The following is a 16,416-nucleotide window of genomic DNA, read 5'->3' as shown; positions in this document are numbered from 1 at the left end:
CTACACCTCACAATATTATATAAGTTAATATAACTGCTAACTTCGAATATGTCTCTAAAAAAAGCCCAAACAAGTGAAAGAATAAACTTTGGAAAGATCAAACAAGTAACTGAGACACCGGATCTGTTGGCTATCCAAATTCAATCTTTCAAGGATTTCTTCCAGTTAGAAACCACACCAGACAAGCGTAACAATGAAGGCCTTTTTAAAGTATTCAAGGAGAACTTCCCGATTACAGATACCCGCAATATCTTCAATCTGGAATTTCTGGACTACTTTGTAGACCCTCCGCGTTATACCATAGAGGAATGTATTGAGCGTGGGCTTACCTATTCTGTACCGCTGAAGGCTAAACTGCGCCTGAGCTGTAACGATGAGGAGCACGTAGACTTCCAGACGATTGTGCAGGACGTGTTCCTTGGGAACATACCCTACATGACTCCGAGAGGTACTTTCGTGATCAATGGGGCCGAGCGTGTAGTTGTATCTCAGCTGCATCGTTCTCCTGGTGTATTCTTCGGTCAGTCTATCCACCCGAACGGTACTAAAATCTACTCTGCAAGGGTGATTCCGTTCAAGGGCGCGTGGATGGAGTTTGCAACTGACATCAACAATGTGATGTATGCATACATCGACCGTAAGAAGAAATTCCCCGTAACTACGCTGTTACGTGCTATCGGGTACGAAACAGATAAAGACATCCTGCAACTGTTCGGGATGGCTGATGAAGTAAAAGCAGACAAGAAGAGCCTTGATAAATACGCTGGCAAGAAACTGGGTGCCCGTGTACTGAGAAGCTGGGTAGAAGATTTCGTAGATGAAGATACCGGTGAGGTAGTGAGCATCGAACGTAACGAAATCGTGCTGGAGCGTGATAGCATCCTCGACGAAGCAAACATTGAAACAATCGTTGACATGGGTGTGAAGAGCGTATTTGTGCAGAAAGAAGAGGTGAGCGGCGACTTCTCTATCATCTACAATACTTTAAATAAAGATACATCTAACTCTGAGCTGGAAGCCGTTCAGCACATCTACCGTCAATTGCGCGGTGCTGATGCTCCGGATGACGAAACAGCAAGGGGTATCATTGATAAATTGTTCTTCTCTGACAAGCGTTATGACCTCGGAGATGTAGGCCGTTATAAGATCAACAGGAAACTGGGTCTGCCTACTCCGCTGGACATGAAGGTGCTGACCAAAGAAGATATTATCGCGATCATCAAGTATCTGGTACAACTCACTAACAGTAAGGCGGAAATCGATGATATCGATCACCTGTCTAACCGTCGTGTACGTACCGTAGGTGAGCAGTTATATGCTCAATTCGGTGTTGGTCTGGCTCGTATGGCCCGTACCATCCGCGAAAGAATGAACGTTCGTGATAATGAAGTATTCACCCCGGTAGACCTGATTAACGCGAGGACACTGTCTTCCGTAATCAACTCCTTCTTCGGTACCAGCCAGTTGAGCCAGTTCCTGGATCAAACCAATCCGCTGTCTGAGATCACGCACAAGCGTCGTATCTCCGCGCTGGGCCCCGGTGGTCTGAGCCGTGAAAGAGCAGGTTTCGAGGTACGTGACGTACACTATAGCCACTACGGCCGTCTCTGTACTATCGAAACACCGGAAGGTCCGAACATCGGTCTGATCTCCACCCTTTGCGTACACGCTAAGGTGAATGATATGGGCTTTATCGAAACCCCATACCGTAAGGTACAGGATGGTAAAGTGGATATGGAAGCTGTGAAGTTCCTGAGCGCTGAAGAAGAAGATAGTGTGAAGATTGCACAGGCAAACGCACCACTGGATGAAGTAGGTAACTTCGTAAATGATAAGGTGAAATCCCGCGAAACCGGTGACTTCCCGATCCTTGACAGAAGTGAAGTAGAATATATGGACGTGGCTCCGAACCAGATCGTGGGTCTGAGCGCTTCCCTGATTCCGTTCCTTGAGCACGATGACGCCAACCGTGCGCTGATGGGATCAAACATGCAACGTCAGGCAGTACCGCTGATCAATCCACAGGTACCTATCGTAGGTACTGGTCTGGAGGGAAAGGCAGCCCGCGACTCCCGTCTGCAGATTACTGCTGAAGGTCGTGGTGTAGTTGAATTCGTTGATGCCAATGAAATCCATGTTCGTTACGAGCGTGACGAAATGCAGAAACTGGTGTCCTTCGAAGATGATCTGAAGATCTACCACCTGACTAAATTCGTTAAAACTAACCAGAGCACCTGTATCAACCTGCGTCCTGCCGTTAAGAAAGGACAGCAGCTGGAATTCGGCGACTTCCTGACTGAGGGTTATGCAACCCGCGGTGGTGAGCTGGCCCTGGGTCGTAACATGAAAGTGGCGTTCATGCCATGGAAGGGTTACAACTTTGAGGATGCGATCGTAATCTCTGAGCGTGTAGGCCGTGAAGACCTCTTCACTTCCATACACATCGATGAATATGAGCTGGAAGTACGTGACACCAAACTGGGTGAAGAAGAACTGACACCAGATATTCCAAACGTAAGTGAGGAAGCAACCAAAGATCTGGATCAGAATGGTATCATCCGTGTAGGTGCACACATCAAGGAAGGCGATATCCTGATCGGTAAGATCACTCCTCGTGGTGAATCTGATCCTTCTCCTGAAGAAAAACTGCTCCGTGCAATCTTCGGTGACAAGGCTTCCGATGCGAAAGATGCTTCCCTGAAGGCACCTCCAAGCACAGAAGGTGTGGTAATCGACAAGAAATTGTTTAGCCGCGCCAAGAAAGATAAGAACTCCAAGACCCGTGAAAAAGCGGCGCTGGAGAAACTGGAAAAAGTACACCAGAAGAACGAAGAAGACCTGCTGGAAGTGCTGATGAGTAAGCTGTTGACACTGCTGAAGGATAAAACTTCTCAGGGTATTACCAACACTTACGGTGAAGTACTGATCTCTAAGGGCTCTAAGTTCTCTTCCAAGAACCTGGCAAACATCGACTTCCAGAACGTGAACCCACTGGGCTGGACTACAGACGATGTAACCAACGATCAGATCAACACACTGCTGCACAACTATAACATCAAGTACAATGAAGAACTGGGACGTTACAAACGTGAGAAGTTCAACATCAGCATTGGTGATGAGTTGCCAGCCGGCGTACTGAAACTGGCTAAGGTTTACCTGGCTAGCAAACGTAAGCTGAAAGTGGGTGATAAGATGGCGGGTCGTCACGGTAACAAGGGTATCGTTGCCAAGATTGTACGTGATGAAGACATGCCATTCCTGGAAGACGGTACACCAGTAGATATCGTACTGAACCCACTCGGGGTACCTTCCCGTATGAACCTTGGACAGATTTATGAAACTGTACTGGGTTGGGCAGGTCTGAAACTGGGTGTGAGGTTTGCTACGCCTATCTTCGATGGTGCTACTACAGAAGAGATCGCAGAATATATCAATACAGCTGGTTTACCTAGCTTTGGCCATACTTACCTGTATGATGGCGAAACCGGTGAGCGTTTCCACCAGAAAGCTACCGTGGGTGTTATCTACATGCTTAAGCTGAGCCACATGGTGGATGACAAGATGCACGCCCGTTCTATCGGACCATACTCTCTCATCACTCAGCAACCGTTGGGTGGTAAGGCGCAGTTCGGTGGTCAGCGTTTTGGTGAAATGGAAGTGTGGGCACTGGAAGCATATGGTGCATCCAACATTCTGCAGGAGCTGTTAACCATTAAATCAGATGACATTGTAGGCCGTGCCAAAGCTTATGAGTCTATCGTGAAAGGCGATAACATCCCGAAAGCAGGCGTACCTGAATCATTCAACGTATTGATTCATGAGTTACGCGGTCTGGGTCTGGATCTGAAATTTGAATAGTAGTTTAAGCTATAAATAGCTACAAGCTGCAGGAAGCAGTCCCGAAAAAGGGGCGGGCGGCCTGTGGCTTGCAGCTTATAAAGCCGCTACTCTTTTTCCCATGTGAATTTTCTTTAAACAACATACAATGGCCATCAAGAAAGAAAATCGTCCTAAATCAAACTTTAATAGCATAACCATTAGCCTGGCGTCTCCGGATAGCATCCTGGAGCGTTCCTATGGAGAAGTGCTGAAGCCGGAAACCATCAACTACCGTACCTATAAGCCGGAGCGTGATGGTTTGTTCTGCGAAAGGATATTCGGCCCTGTAAAGGACTATGAGTGCTATTGCGGAAAATACAAACGTATCCGTTATAAGGGTATCGTGTGCGACCGCTGTGGTGTGGAAGTGACTGAAAAGAAAGTACGTCGCGAAAGAATGGGCCACATCCGCCTGGTTGTACCTGTTGTTCATATCTGGTATTTCAAATCCCTTCCAAATAAGATCGGTTACCTGCTGGGTATGAGCTCCAAGAAACTGGAGACCATCGTGTATTATGAAAGATACGTGATCATCCAGGCTGGTGCTAAACAGGAGAAAGGCCTGAATTATGGCGACCTGTTAACTGAAGAAGAATATCTCGACATCCTGGATACCCTGCCAAAGGATAACCAGCTGCTGAGCGACGATGATCCAAACAAGTTCATCGCTAAGATGGGTGCGGAAGCAGTAGAAATGATGCTGGCCAGAATCGATCTGGATAGCCTTTCTTACCAGCTGCGTAACCAGGCTGCTACCGAAACCAGCCAGCAACGTAAAGCGGAAGCCCTGAAACGCCTGAGCGTAGTAGAAGCTTTCCGTGAAGCAAATGGTCGTGTTGAAAACCGTCCTGAATGGATGGTTATGCAATATATTCCTGTAGTACCACCAGAACTGCGTCCGTTAGTTCCATTGGATGGTGGTCGTTTTGCGTCTTCTGACCTGAACGATCTGTACCGCAGGGTAATTATCCGTAACAACCGTTTGAAACGCCTGATTGAAATCAAGGCTCCTGAGGTGATCCTGCGTAACGAAAAACGTATGCTGCAGGAAGCGGTTGACTCCCTCTTCGATAACAGCCGTAAATCAAATGCGGTGAAAGCGGAAGGTGGTCGTGCGCTGAAATCACTCTCCGATGTACTGAAAGGTAAACAAGGTCGTTTCCGTCAGAACCTGCTCGGTAAACGTGTTGACTATTCTGGTCGTTCCGTAATCGTGGTAGGTCCTGAGCTGAAACTGCACGAATGTGGTCTGCCAAAAGATATGGCGGCAGAGCTGTTCAAACCATTCATCATCCGCAAGCTGATTGAAAGAGGTATCGTTAAGACAGTAAAATCTGCGAAGAAACTGGTAGACAGGAAGGAAGCAGTAGTTTGGGATATCCTTGAAAACGTACTGAAAGGACACCCGGTAATGCTGAACCGTGCTCCTACGCTGCACCGTCTCTCCATCCAGGCATTCCAGCCTAAACTGGTAGAAGGTAAAGCGATCCAGTTGCACCCACTCGTGTGTTCTGCGTTCAACGCGGATTTCGATGGTGACCAGATGGCGGTACACGTACCGTTGAGCAATGCTGCGATCCTGGAAGCACAACTGTTGATGCTGTCTTCACACAACATCCTCAACCCACAGAATGGTACACCAATCACCCTGCCTTCACAGGACATGGTGTTGGGTCTGTACTATATCACGAAAGGCAAGAAGTCTACCGCTACTGAAAAAGTAGAAGGTGAGGGCATGGCTTTCTATTCTGCTGAAGAGGTAATCATCGCTTACAACGAACAGAAAGTGAACCTGCACGCAAATATCCGCGTAAAGGCAAACATCCGTAACGAGAAGGGTGAGTTGGTGAACAAGCTGATCGAAACGACAGTAGGTCGTGTGATTTTCAACCAGCACGTTCCAAAAGAAGCTGGTTATGTAAACGCACTGCTCACTAAGAAATCACTGCGTGAGATCATCGGTGACATCATTAAATATACCGACATCCCGAAAACAGCGAAGTTCCTGGATGATATCAAGCAATTAGGTTTCCGTACGGCGTTCCGTGGTGGTCTGTCCTTCAACATCAATGACCTGATCATCCCTGAGGTGAAACAGGTAATGATTGACGGTGCAGCCAGCGAGGTTGACGAAGTATGGGATAACTATAACATGGGTCTGATCACGAATAACGAACGTTATAACCAGATTATCGATATCTGGTCTCGTGTGGATACCAAAGTAACTGAAACGCTGATCCGTGAGCTGGCGAATGACAAACAGGGCTTCAACTCTGTGTACATGATGCTTGACTCCGGTGCGCGTGGTTCCAAACAGCAGATCAAGCAGCTGGCAGGTCTGAGAGGATTGATGGCCAAGCCACGTAAGAGTGGTTCTACTGGTTCAGAGATCATCGAAAACCCGATCCTGTCCAACTTCAAGGATGGTCTGAACGTATTGGAATACTTCATCTCTACGCACGGTGCGCGTAAGGGTCTTGCGGATACGGCGTTGAAAACAGCGGATGCTGGTTATCTGACCCGTCGTCTCGTAGACGTTGCACAAGACGTGGTGATCAACGAAGAAGATTGTGGTACCCTGCGTGGTATCGCTACTTCAGCGCTGAAAGACAATGAAGAAGTAGTAGAACCATTATACGATCGTATCCTGGGTCGTACATCCCTGCAGGATGTATTTGATCCTCATACTGACGAAATCATCGTTGAATCAGGTGGCCTGATCGACGAAGATATTGCACACCGTATCGAAGCAAGTGCAATTGACACTGTTGAGATCCGCTCTGTACTGACTTGCGAAAGCCGCAGAGGTGTGTGCGTGAAGTGTTATGGTAAGAACCTGGCAACCGGTTATATGACTCAGCGTGGTGATGCAGTAGGTATCATCGCAGCACAGTCCATCGGTGAGCCTGGTACTCAGCTGACACTGCGTACCTTCCACGTAGGTGGTGTGGCTGGTTCTACATCTGTGGATACCGGTCTGCAAGCTAAGTTTGAAGGTACCGTACAGTTCGATGGTCTGCGTACCACTACTTACGAAAACAACGAAGGTGAAAAAGTACAGGTGGTAATTGGCCGTACAGGTGAATTACGTATCGTAGACGTGAAAAACGATCGTCTCCTGATCACCAACAACATCCCTTACGGTTCTACACTGCTGGTGAAAGATGGCCAGAAGGTAACGAAAGGTGATATGATCTGTACATGGGATCCATACAACGCCGTTATCGTATCTGAAATCGCTGGTAACATCCGCTTCGATAGCATCATTGAAGGTATCACCTTCCGTGAAGAGGCTGACGAGCAGACAGGTCACCGTGAGAAAGTGGTTATCGAAACCAAGGATAAGAATAAGATCCCATCCCTGTTCGTAGATGGTAACAAGGAAGTGAAATCTTATAACTTACCGGTAGGTTCACATATCGTAATCGAAGAAGGTGAAACAGTAAGAGCGGGTCAGGTAATCGTAAAGATCCCACGTATCCTCGGTAAACTGAGAGATATCACGGGTGGTCTGCCACGTGTAACTGAACTGTTTGAAGCACGTAACCCAAGCAACCCTGCTATCGTATCTGAGATCGATGGTGTGGTAGCCTTCGGTAACATCAAACGTGGTAACCGTGAGATCATCATCGAAAGCCGCGAAGGTCAGATCAAGAAATACCTGGTGCCATTGACCCGTCATATCCTGGTACAGGATGGTGACTTCGTGAAAGCAGGTACTGCACTGTCTGATGGTTCTATCACGCCTGCAGATATCCTCGCAATCAAGGGTCCATTTGCCGTACAGGAATACCTGGTAAATGAGATTCAGGAGGTTTACCGCTTACAGGGTGTGAAGATCAACGACAAGCACATTGAGGTGATCGTACGCCAGATGATGCGTAAGGTGAACATCGAAGATCCGGGTGATACCCGCTTCCTCGAAGGAGATACCGTTGATAAGTTTGAATTCTTTGAAGAAAACGACCAAATATTCGATAAGAAGGTAGTAACAGAAGCTGGCGAATCAAGTATACTGAGAGCTGGCCAGATTGTTACCCTGCGCCAGGTAAGAGAAGAAAACTCTCTGCTGCGCCGTTCGGACAGGAAACTGGTTGAGTTCCGCGATGCGAAACCAGCTACTTCCAGCCCGCTGCTGCAAGGTATTACCAAGGCGTCTCTGGGTACACATAGCTGGATCTCTGCTGCATCCTTCCAGGAAACAACCAAGGTACTGTCTTCTGCTGCCATCAACGGTAAGATAGATGACATGCTGGGTCTGAAGGAGAATGTGATCACAGGTCACCTGATCCCTGCAGGTACTGGTTTACGCGAGTTCGAAAACATGATCGTAGGTTCCAAAGAAGAATACGATATCCTGGCATCTTCCAAAGAAGTGTTCCAGTTCGACGAAGAAGAATAAGCGAAACGCTCAAACTATAAAAAAATGTCCCGTGCGTAGTGCCGGGGCATTTTTTTTACGTGTAACTTTCGGGCAATTTCTATAAACAGGTTTGATTGTGAAAAAACTCATTGTATTACTGGTCGTATTAGCAGGGATCTGGGCTTGCAACAAGGATAGTGATAGCTCTATACCTGACACCACTTCTTATCTGAATGTGTTTGTGGCCAACCCGGATGCCAGTTATGATATTGTATTGGATACCACCTCGCTGGGCAATGGCCTGACCCTGGGCGAATACACTGGTTATAAATCCTTTACTGCAAAGCGTTATACACTGTGCGTTTTTGCTACTGGCGACAGAACAGATACACTGATACAGGGCCAGATCAGCCTGCGTAATAACCATTATTATTCTGTTTACTTCGAGAAGAATCACAACGGTGTATTACAGTTCCTGGCCACTGAAGACAAAATGGGGGCCACGAACAGCAGGACTGTAGGTTACCTGCGTGTGGTGAACCTGAGTGATAGTTATACCACCAGTGGAACGGCGATGATCCTGGATTTTGGTATAGATGGTACGGAGTTTTTTTCCAACATTGGCTACCAGGGAGCAAGTGTTTTCAAGGAGATTACCCCGGGTGCCCATTCACGTGATATACGGGATGCTGATTCAACAAGCCGTAATACAGGAGATTTCAACATTGAAGCTGGAAAAAGTTATAGTTGGGTTGTATATGGAAATGCTTTGGTGGCTGACAGTTTTAAGGTAGTGACTTTCCAGCATAATTAAAATGTGAAAGAGTTGTTAAGAAACTGCAGACATTAGTATTATAACGTAAAAACCTTATTTTAGCCGTTTAATTTTTAAAATGTATTTAAGGAGAGTAAAAAATCCACCTAACAACATGCGCACTAAACAAATTGTGAAAAGCGGATTATTGGCAGCATTCGCAGCTGGAACATTTATGGCTTGCCAGCAACCTGCCAAAAAGGACACCGAATCATCAGCACCTGCAGCAGGTACCAGCGCTTCGACCGCTTCGAACGGTCTCGTTATTGCTTATGTGGATATTGATACTGTAGAAGCTTATTATAACTATTTCAAGCAAAAGAAAACTGAGCTGGAAACCAAGCAACAGGCTATCGAGAACGAATTGCAGGCAAATGTACGTGCGTTACAGAACGAAGCTGCTGATTTCCAACGTAAGGCGAACGGTATGACCCAGTCAGAAGGTGAGGCTGCTCAGCGTACCCTGTATCAGAAACAGCAACAGCTGGAAGGCAAAGCGCAGAACATGCGTGCCCAGTATGCTGAACAGGAAAACAAATTTAACGAAGAACTGCAGAAGAGGCTGAACGATTTCCTGGAGAAATTCAACAGCGACAAGCGTTATGCATACATCATGTCTTATCGTACAGGTGCGAGCAACATCCTGTTCAAAGACAAAAAGTACGACATTACTCCTGAGGTGATCAAGGGGCTGAATGAGGCAGATGCAGCCAATGCGAAAAAATAAATAGTTGCTATAGCAAAAACATATAAAAAAGTTTTAACTTGGAATCCCGTTTCGTGAAGTTTCAGATAGACTGAAACATTTACGAAACGGGATTTTTGGTAGTTACAAGCCATCTTGTTTTTGAGTAATTCCACTGAGTTTGAGGATGTAGAGCAACAATCGACTAAAATCTAATTATGAGTAACCAGGACACAAATAACCATCAGACGGCGTTCCGTCCCAGCCTTAGTTTGCTGGATGCAACCATGATCGTAGCCGGGTCGATGATCGGATCAGGTGTATTTCTCGTATCTGCAGAGATTACCCGGTCTATCGGAAGTGCCGGATGGCTTACCCTGATGTGGGTATTGGGTGGCATTGTGACCATTATAGCCGCCGTTAGTTACGGCGAATTGTCTGGTATGTATCCACGTGCCGGTGGTCAGTATGTGTACCTGAGAGAGGCTTATAATCCCTTTATAGCGTTTTTATTTGGCTGGACACAGTTCGGTGTCATACAGGCCGGTACGATAGCGGCAGTAGCCGTTGCATTTGCAAAGTATTCAGCATTTATTGTTCCATTTTTCAGTGAGGATCATATCCTGCTGGATCTGGGGCTTTTTACTGTCTCTGCGGCCCAGGTGCTGGCCATTATCTCTATTGTGGTACTGACCTGGATTAATACCAGGGGTATCCGGAACGGAAAGATTATTCAGACTGTATTTACACTGGCAAAGCTGGTGTCGTTGTTTGGGTTGATCGTATTCGGGTTTTTCCTGGGTGCGAAAGCGGAAGTCTGGTCGGCTAACTGGGCGCATGCCTGGGATGCGGCGAGCCTGACAAAAGATGCCAACGGAACGATCGTCACTACCGCGTTGTCTGGTCTGGCATTGTTTGGTGCAGTGGCAATATCTATGAAAGGGTCCCTGTTCAGCAGTGACGCCTGGAACAATATTACTTTCATTGCGGCGGAGATTAAGAATCCGCAGCGGAACATTGGCAGGGCATTGTTTTTGGGCACTTTCCTGGTGACCATCGTATATGTAAGTGCGAACCTGATGTACATAGCTGTGTTACCATTACAGGAAATTGCGTTTGTACCAAAAGACCGCGTCGCTGTTGCAGCAGCTACACATATCTTTGGTAACGGAGGTGCGATAGTGATCGCGATTATGATCATGGTATCGACCTTCGGTTGTAATAATGGATTAACCCTGGCCGGCGCCCGTATCTACTACACCATGGCGCAGGACAAATTGTTCTTCAAAAAGGCAGGAGAACTGAACAAGTTTAATGTTCCAGCCAACGGATTATGGATTCAATGCCTGTGGGCTTCTTTATTATGTTTGACGGGAAAATACGGAGATTTGTTGACCATGGTAATATTCGGGGTATTGATATTTTATGTGATCACTATCCTGGGAATATTTATCCTTCGCCGTAAGCAACCGAACATGCCCCGCCCATACAAAGCATTTGGTTACCCTGTATTACCTTTGTTGTATATAATAGTTGCGGCATCATTAGCGTTGTTATTACTGAAATTTGAGTTTAACTATGCTATATCAGGCTTGGGTATTATCTTGTTAGGTATTCCAGTGTACTATGTGGCGATGGCACGGTCCAAATAGCTAGAGAAGACAAAAAAAGCGTAATGTGACACAAAAGTTGTATGTAAAATGGTTGGAAATTTATGTGACTGCTGTGGAAATTTCAGTGAATTGATGTAATTTGCATAGAGACTTCCGGATGGACCCGACGAATTGGTTTGTGTGTAACCCTTGACGAACACGTATGAATAGAAAACCCTTTGTCAACACTGTGTGTACCTGGTGGGGTATCTTATCATAGACATCACAACAACAGATGTGTTGCCCGCAGCAATACAGACCGATACGGATAGGAATGAGTGTCAACGACTTTAGGATTGTGTGTAAACAAAGTATTGTTGCATAGGATAATGATGTATTAAACCTTGTCATTGTTTCCTGCTGGGTGTAGCAAAAATTGCCGGAAGACTAAACACGTATAACTTATATTCGAAAAGACATTTACTGATTTTATAAATCATTCAGGATATTTTTCTCATTGGGTGGGGGCTTATAGATATGTTAAGATCTTAAGCCCCATGGTAAACCATTAAAAGCCTACACGATTTGCATTCTCGAACATTCACATGACAATCTTAACAACAAGCGTAAGGTATCTACCCTACGCTTTTTTTTTGCTCCTATGTTAAGCAATTATTAACTCCAATTTTTGATTAGTACTCCCTCTTTTTTGCAGCGTACTCTCTATGTTGATTTACCATATGAAATGATGATTGATAATTCTCTACTGGAAAAATACTTTAAGGGTAACTGCACGGACGAAGAGGTAAAGCTGGTAGAAGCTTATCTCAGTCAGCCTGCAACGCCGGAAGCAGATGAGTGGTTTGAACAGGTGTACAATGAGAGTGCTGCCACCCCGGTTGTAAGTATAAAGCGGAATATGTTCCGTCGCTGGTATAGTGCAGCAGCTGCAGTAGCCATATTGCTTGGTGTATTGGGTTGGATGTGGCAATGGCAGCGTGGTACAGCAGGGAAAAATTTAGTTGCTTTCACATGGGATACCCTGGCCAATTCTGGTAACGACATCAAACGTTTAGCAATGACCGATGGTTCAGAAGTATGGTTGGCCCCGCATTCATCATTAATATACAATCAGCAATACAACGATAGTACCCGTGAATTATGGTTACAGGGCGAAGCCTATTTCAGCGTAAAACGTGACCAGGCAAGACCGTTTAGTGTGCATACCGGCAAACTGGTCACTACCGCCCTCGGAACTGCATTCAATATCAGTACCACCAGCAAAGCAGATGGCAGTATCCAGGTAAGCCTGCTGGAAGGAAAAGTATCTGTAGCTACCTCTGCCTTTTCCTGCATACTGCAACCCGGTCAGATGATAGCATGGCGCGATGACCAGGTTTCGTTCGCCCCTGTCAATTTCAACCTGCAGGAAGTGAATGACTGGAGACAGGGGAAAATGGTATTTGACAAGACCCTGCTGGCCGATGCCTTCGCCCGTATGCAAGCCCGCACTGGTTGTAAGATTGTCATAGATCCATCAATTAAAAAGGATCTCAAAGTATCAGGAACATTCCCGGCCTCCACGCCGGTTGAAAATATACTGGAAGCGATGCAATATGTACATGGATTTAAAATCGAGAAAAGAGGCAATAACACATATGCGATAGTTACACCAACAAACAACAACAAAAACTAAAAAACTGTACAAAACCATGCAGCACAAGACATGGAAAAAATGGGAATTGATTTTTAATTAAAGAGACACATCGATATTAACTGTATTGGCGTACTGACACGCCACTGTAGGGGACAACCCGAGCTATCATTATTAAACTTAAAGTAATTCTAAAGTATGCAAAAATCTACACAAAGATTTTGTAATGGGGAAGTTATGCGAACATGGAAGACTTTCCTGTTGTGTTTTTTACTCGCAGGGATACCTGTGGCGCTGTCAGCGCAGTCTTACCAATCTCTGAACGACAAGGTATCTGTAAACCTTGCGAACACGAATGCAGCAGCTGTTGTAAAATCGCTTGAACAACAAACTAAGTACACTTTTGCTTACGACCCAGAGTACCTGCAACATTGTACACTGGAAGAAGTGAAGTTCAATGGGCAGTCATTATCTACCGTATTACATTACCTGGATGACTATGCACCGATTGACATCACCTACGTGAACAATACAGTGGCGTTAAAACAAGGCAAACAGCTCCGCAATGCCGCCCTGGAAAAAGGCCGTGTAAGCGGTAAGATTGTAGATGCCAAAAACGAACCATTACCGGGTGTGACCATTCTGGCCAGCAATGGACAGGGAACTGTGACCAGCGTAGATGGTATATATGAACTGAGTCTGAATCCGGGTGTATACACCCTTACATTCAGCTATGTGTCTTACGACACCCGACAGGTTACAGATATAAATGTAACCGCCAAAGGTGTAACACCGCTGAACGTAGTAATGAAAAGTACAGGTTCCCGCCTGAAAGAAGTTACCGTTACTGGCAACTATAAGCGTGCATCTGTAGAAGGGTTATATGCTATTCAGAAGAATAACGCAGGTATTACGGACGGTATCAGTGCTGAACAAATCAGCCGCACACCTGATAAAAATATTGGTGAAGTACTGAAGCGTGTGAGCGGGTTGTCTACCATGGAAAATAAATATGTAGTAGTACGTGGTCTGAGCGAAAGGTACAACCAGGCAGTAATGAATGGACAGGTAATGCCCAGCACAGAGCTGAACAGAAAGAACTTCAGTTTCGACATTATTCCTTCTAACATTGTGGAAAACGTAACGGTGGTAAAAACCCTGACACCGGATCGTAGTGCTGAATTTGGAGGGGGTCTGGTAGAAGTCAATACCCTGGACATTCCTTCACAGAATTTTCTGAACGTAGCGGCAGGTAGCAGTTATAATAGCATGACCACCGGCAAAAATTTTCGTTCTCTTCAATTAGATGGAAGCGAATACTGGGGCAAAGCAGCGCCTCACCGCGACCTGTTGGGTAAACTGGACTGGAATAATACAGCAGAAATTAAGGCTGCTTATAGCGCCAAGGGAAATCAGGCAACCGCATTCAGTAATAACTGGGGTGTGTATGAAATGAAAGCCCCTGTTTCCCAAAACTACCAGCTCTCTGCCGGTAAAGTATTCAATGTATCGGGTAAAAACCAGGTTGGTGTGGTGGCGTCTGCAAGTTACCGCAATACTTTTCAGACACAGGACATCAGGATGAGCCGGGATAATTTTGATGGTAAGGTAAATGCGGATGATCCTGATCGTGCAGGTTTTAGCGGGCAGCGTTTTGGACTCACTACCAATCTGGGTGGACTGGCAGGTATCGGATTAAGAACCCCCCGTACACGTATAGGATACCAGGCTTTGTTTCTGCGAACTTACGATCAGCAGCTAATTGTAGGTAAAGGACAACACTCTGATCCAAGTGGTATGCTGCTGGGTTATTATGATCTGACTACACAAACGGACCTTTGGCAACATCAGTTAAAAGGTGAACATGCTATAGGTACCAGGGGTGTGAAATTCAAGTGGATGGGTAGTTATTTAGTCATGGACAAACAGAAGCCGGACAATCACCAGATGCTGGCAAATGTGATTACAGACGACAAACTGGAATCCAATGAATTCAATATCAGCAACCCATTTAGCAGTGGTATCAGTGAAGGTGTTTTGCGCTGGTGGAGCCGTGCTTACGAGAAGAACTACAACTGGGATGCAGGTGTGACAGTGCCGTTCAATTTTAGTCCGGGCAATTTTGTTTCCCAGAACATATTCAAAGCAGGCTATGCCGGCTGGAGAAAAGACAGGTTATTCTATGTACTGAATACCGGTTCTAAAAACTACAATACGGCTGACTATCCCCCATTAGCGCAGGCATTCACACCAGAAAGAGGAGGCAGCATTTACATCAGTGATTTCTCTGACGATTTTCATAAAACAGCAGCATTGCACGGTATGTACCTGATGCTGGATGATAAAATCGGCGACAAGTGGCGCCTGGTATGGGGTGTAAGAGCCGAATACTACAATCTGAACAAAGCGAATGATGCACTGGATTCATTATTCCATTATATCAACAGTACCCGTGGCACTGAAGAGCAGTTTGATTATAGTGAGTTACTAAACAGGGAGCCTAACTGGAATTTCTTCCCATCCGTAAACCTGACTTATAGTCTGACTCCCATGATGAACCTGCGTCTTGCATACTCAAAGAGTATTATCCGGCCTGACCTGCGTGAAATGTCGTTCTTCAGGGAATACGATTTTGAATTAGGTGGTATTTACCAGAGTGAACTGGTAAGGTCAACGATTGCTCACCACTATGATTTCCGTTATGAATGGTATCCGGGAGCGGGAGAGGTGTTGTCTATGTCTCTGTTCTATAAGAAGTTTGGTTACTCTATGGAGATTTACAACGACGAGCAGAGTGGTGGTATCTATAACCTGAAGAATAATAAAAATGCAAAGAATTACGGATTGGAACTGGAGGTGCGCAAGTCGCTCGGCTTTACGAAGGTGCCTGTATTGCGTAACATTATTCTGTATGGCAACTTCACGGCACTGAGGGCATACGTAACACCGATGACCGTGAATTACAATGCTGTAGACCCAAATAACCCATTGAAAGTAACACCGCTCGAAACGATAGGAAAAGAAGAAAAGAGACCCCAGACTGGCGCCAGCAATTACATGTTGAATGCGGGTATCTTCTACGATGTAAAACCTGCTTCATTCAGCCTGGTATACAATTATATATCAAACCGCATGTTCCGTCCGGATGTAGCTTTTATCTATTCATTGTATGAGCGTCCGCTGGAATCGCTGGATGCGCAGCTGGCAGTAAGGTTTATGAAGCAAAAGGGCGAAGTAAAGCTGAATATTGCCAACCTGCTGAATAGCTCATCGCTTGTATATCGTAACAGTTATAGCGATGCTGACATTACCAACGGGAAAAAGACTCCATCTACCAAAGAATTGCTGTATCAGAACGGAAAAGATCTGATCAATTATGAAGCGAAGCCAGGCCGTACTTATAGCATTACAATCAGTTACAAGTTCTAG

The 16,416-nt window shown here is 45.7% G+C and carries 7 protein-coding genes; all 7 read left to right on the top strand.

Going from position 1 to position 16,416, the window contains the following annotated elements; all coding sequences use genetic code 11:
• The first annotated feature begins 48 nt into the window (after nt 1–48).
• Nucleotides 49–3,858 (top strand): DNA-directed RNA polymerase subunit beta, encoded by a 3,810-nt coding sequence (gene rpoB / locus ABDW16_RS05330; protein WP_343668228.1) that lies wholly within the window; start codon nt 49–51, stop codon nt 3,856–3,858.
• 127 nt (nt 3,859–3,985) lie between these two features.
• A complete protein-coding gene (rpoC, locus tag ABDW16_RS05325) occupies nt 3,986–8,281 on the top strand; it encodes a DNA-directed RNA polymerase subunit beta' (protein ID WP_343668226.1) in 4,296 nt (1,431 codons plus the stop codon).
• A 97-nt stretch (nt 8,282–8,378) separates the two neighbouring features.
• Entirely contained in the window at nt 8,379–9,056 is a 678-nt protein-coding gene (locus ABDW16_RS05320; protein ID WP_343668224.1) for a DUF4397 domain-containing protein, read from the top strand.
• A gap of 115 nt (nt 9,057–9,171) precedes the next feature.
• Nucleotides 9,172–9,783, top strand: coding sequence for an OmpH family outer membrane protein (locus ABDW16_RS05315; protein ID WP_343668223.1), 612 nt, complete (start codon nt 9,172–9,174; stop codon nt 9,781–9,783).
• A gap of 176 nt (nt 9,784–9,959) precedes the next feature.
• Nucleotides 9,960–11,393 carry an amino acid permease gene (locus ABDW16_RS05310; protein ID WP_343668222.1) on the top strand — a complete coding sequence of 478 codons (1,434 nt, stop codon included), beginning with the start codon at nt 9,960–9,962 and terminating at the stop codon, nt 11,391–11,393.
• A 685-nt stretch (nt 11,394–12,078) separates the two neighbouring features.
• Complete coding sequence (locus tag ABDW16_RS05305) at nt 12,079–13,029, top strand: FecR domain-containing protein (RefSeq protein ID WP_343668221.1); 951 nt, start codon at nt 12,079–12,081, stop codon at nt 13,027–13,029.
• Between the two features lie 195 nt (nt 13,030–13,224).
• Nucleotides 13,225–16,416 (top strand): TonB-dependent receptor, encoded by a 3,192-nt coding sequence (locus tag ABDW16_RS05300; RefSeq protein ID WP_343668220.1) that lies wholly within the window; start codon nt 13,225–13,227, stop codon nt 16,414–16,416.

It is taken from the genome of Chitinophaga sp. (assembly GCF_039596135.1).
Classification (GTDB): domain Bacteria; phylum Bacteroidota; class Bacteroidia; order Chitinophagales; family Chitinophagaceae; genus Chitinophaga.
The sequence above is the reverse complement of the archived record's forward strand: the minus strand, read 5'-3'. Positions and strand labels throughout refer to the sequence as shown.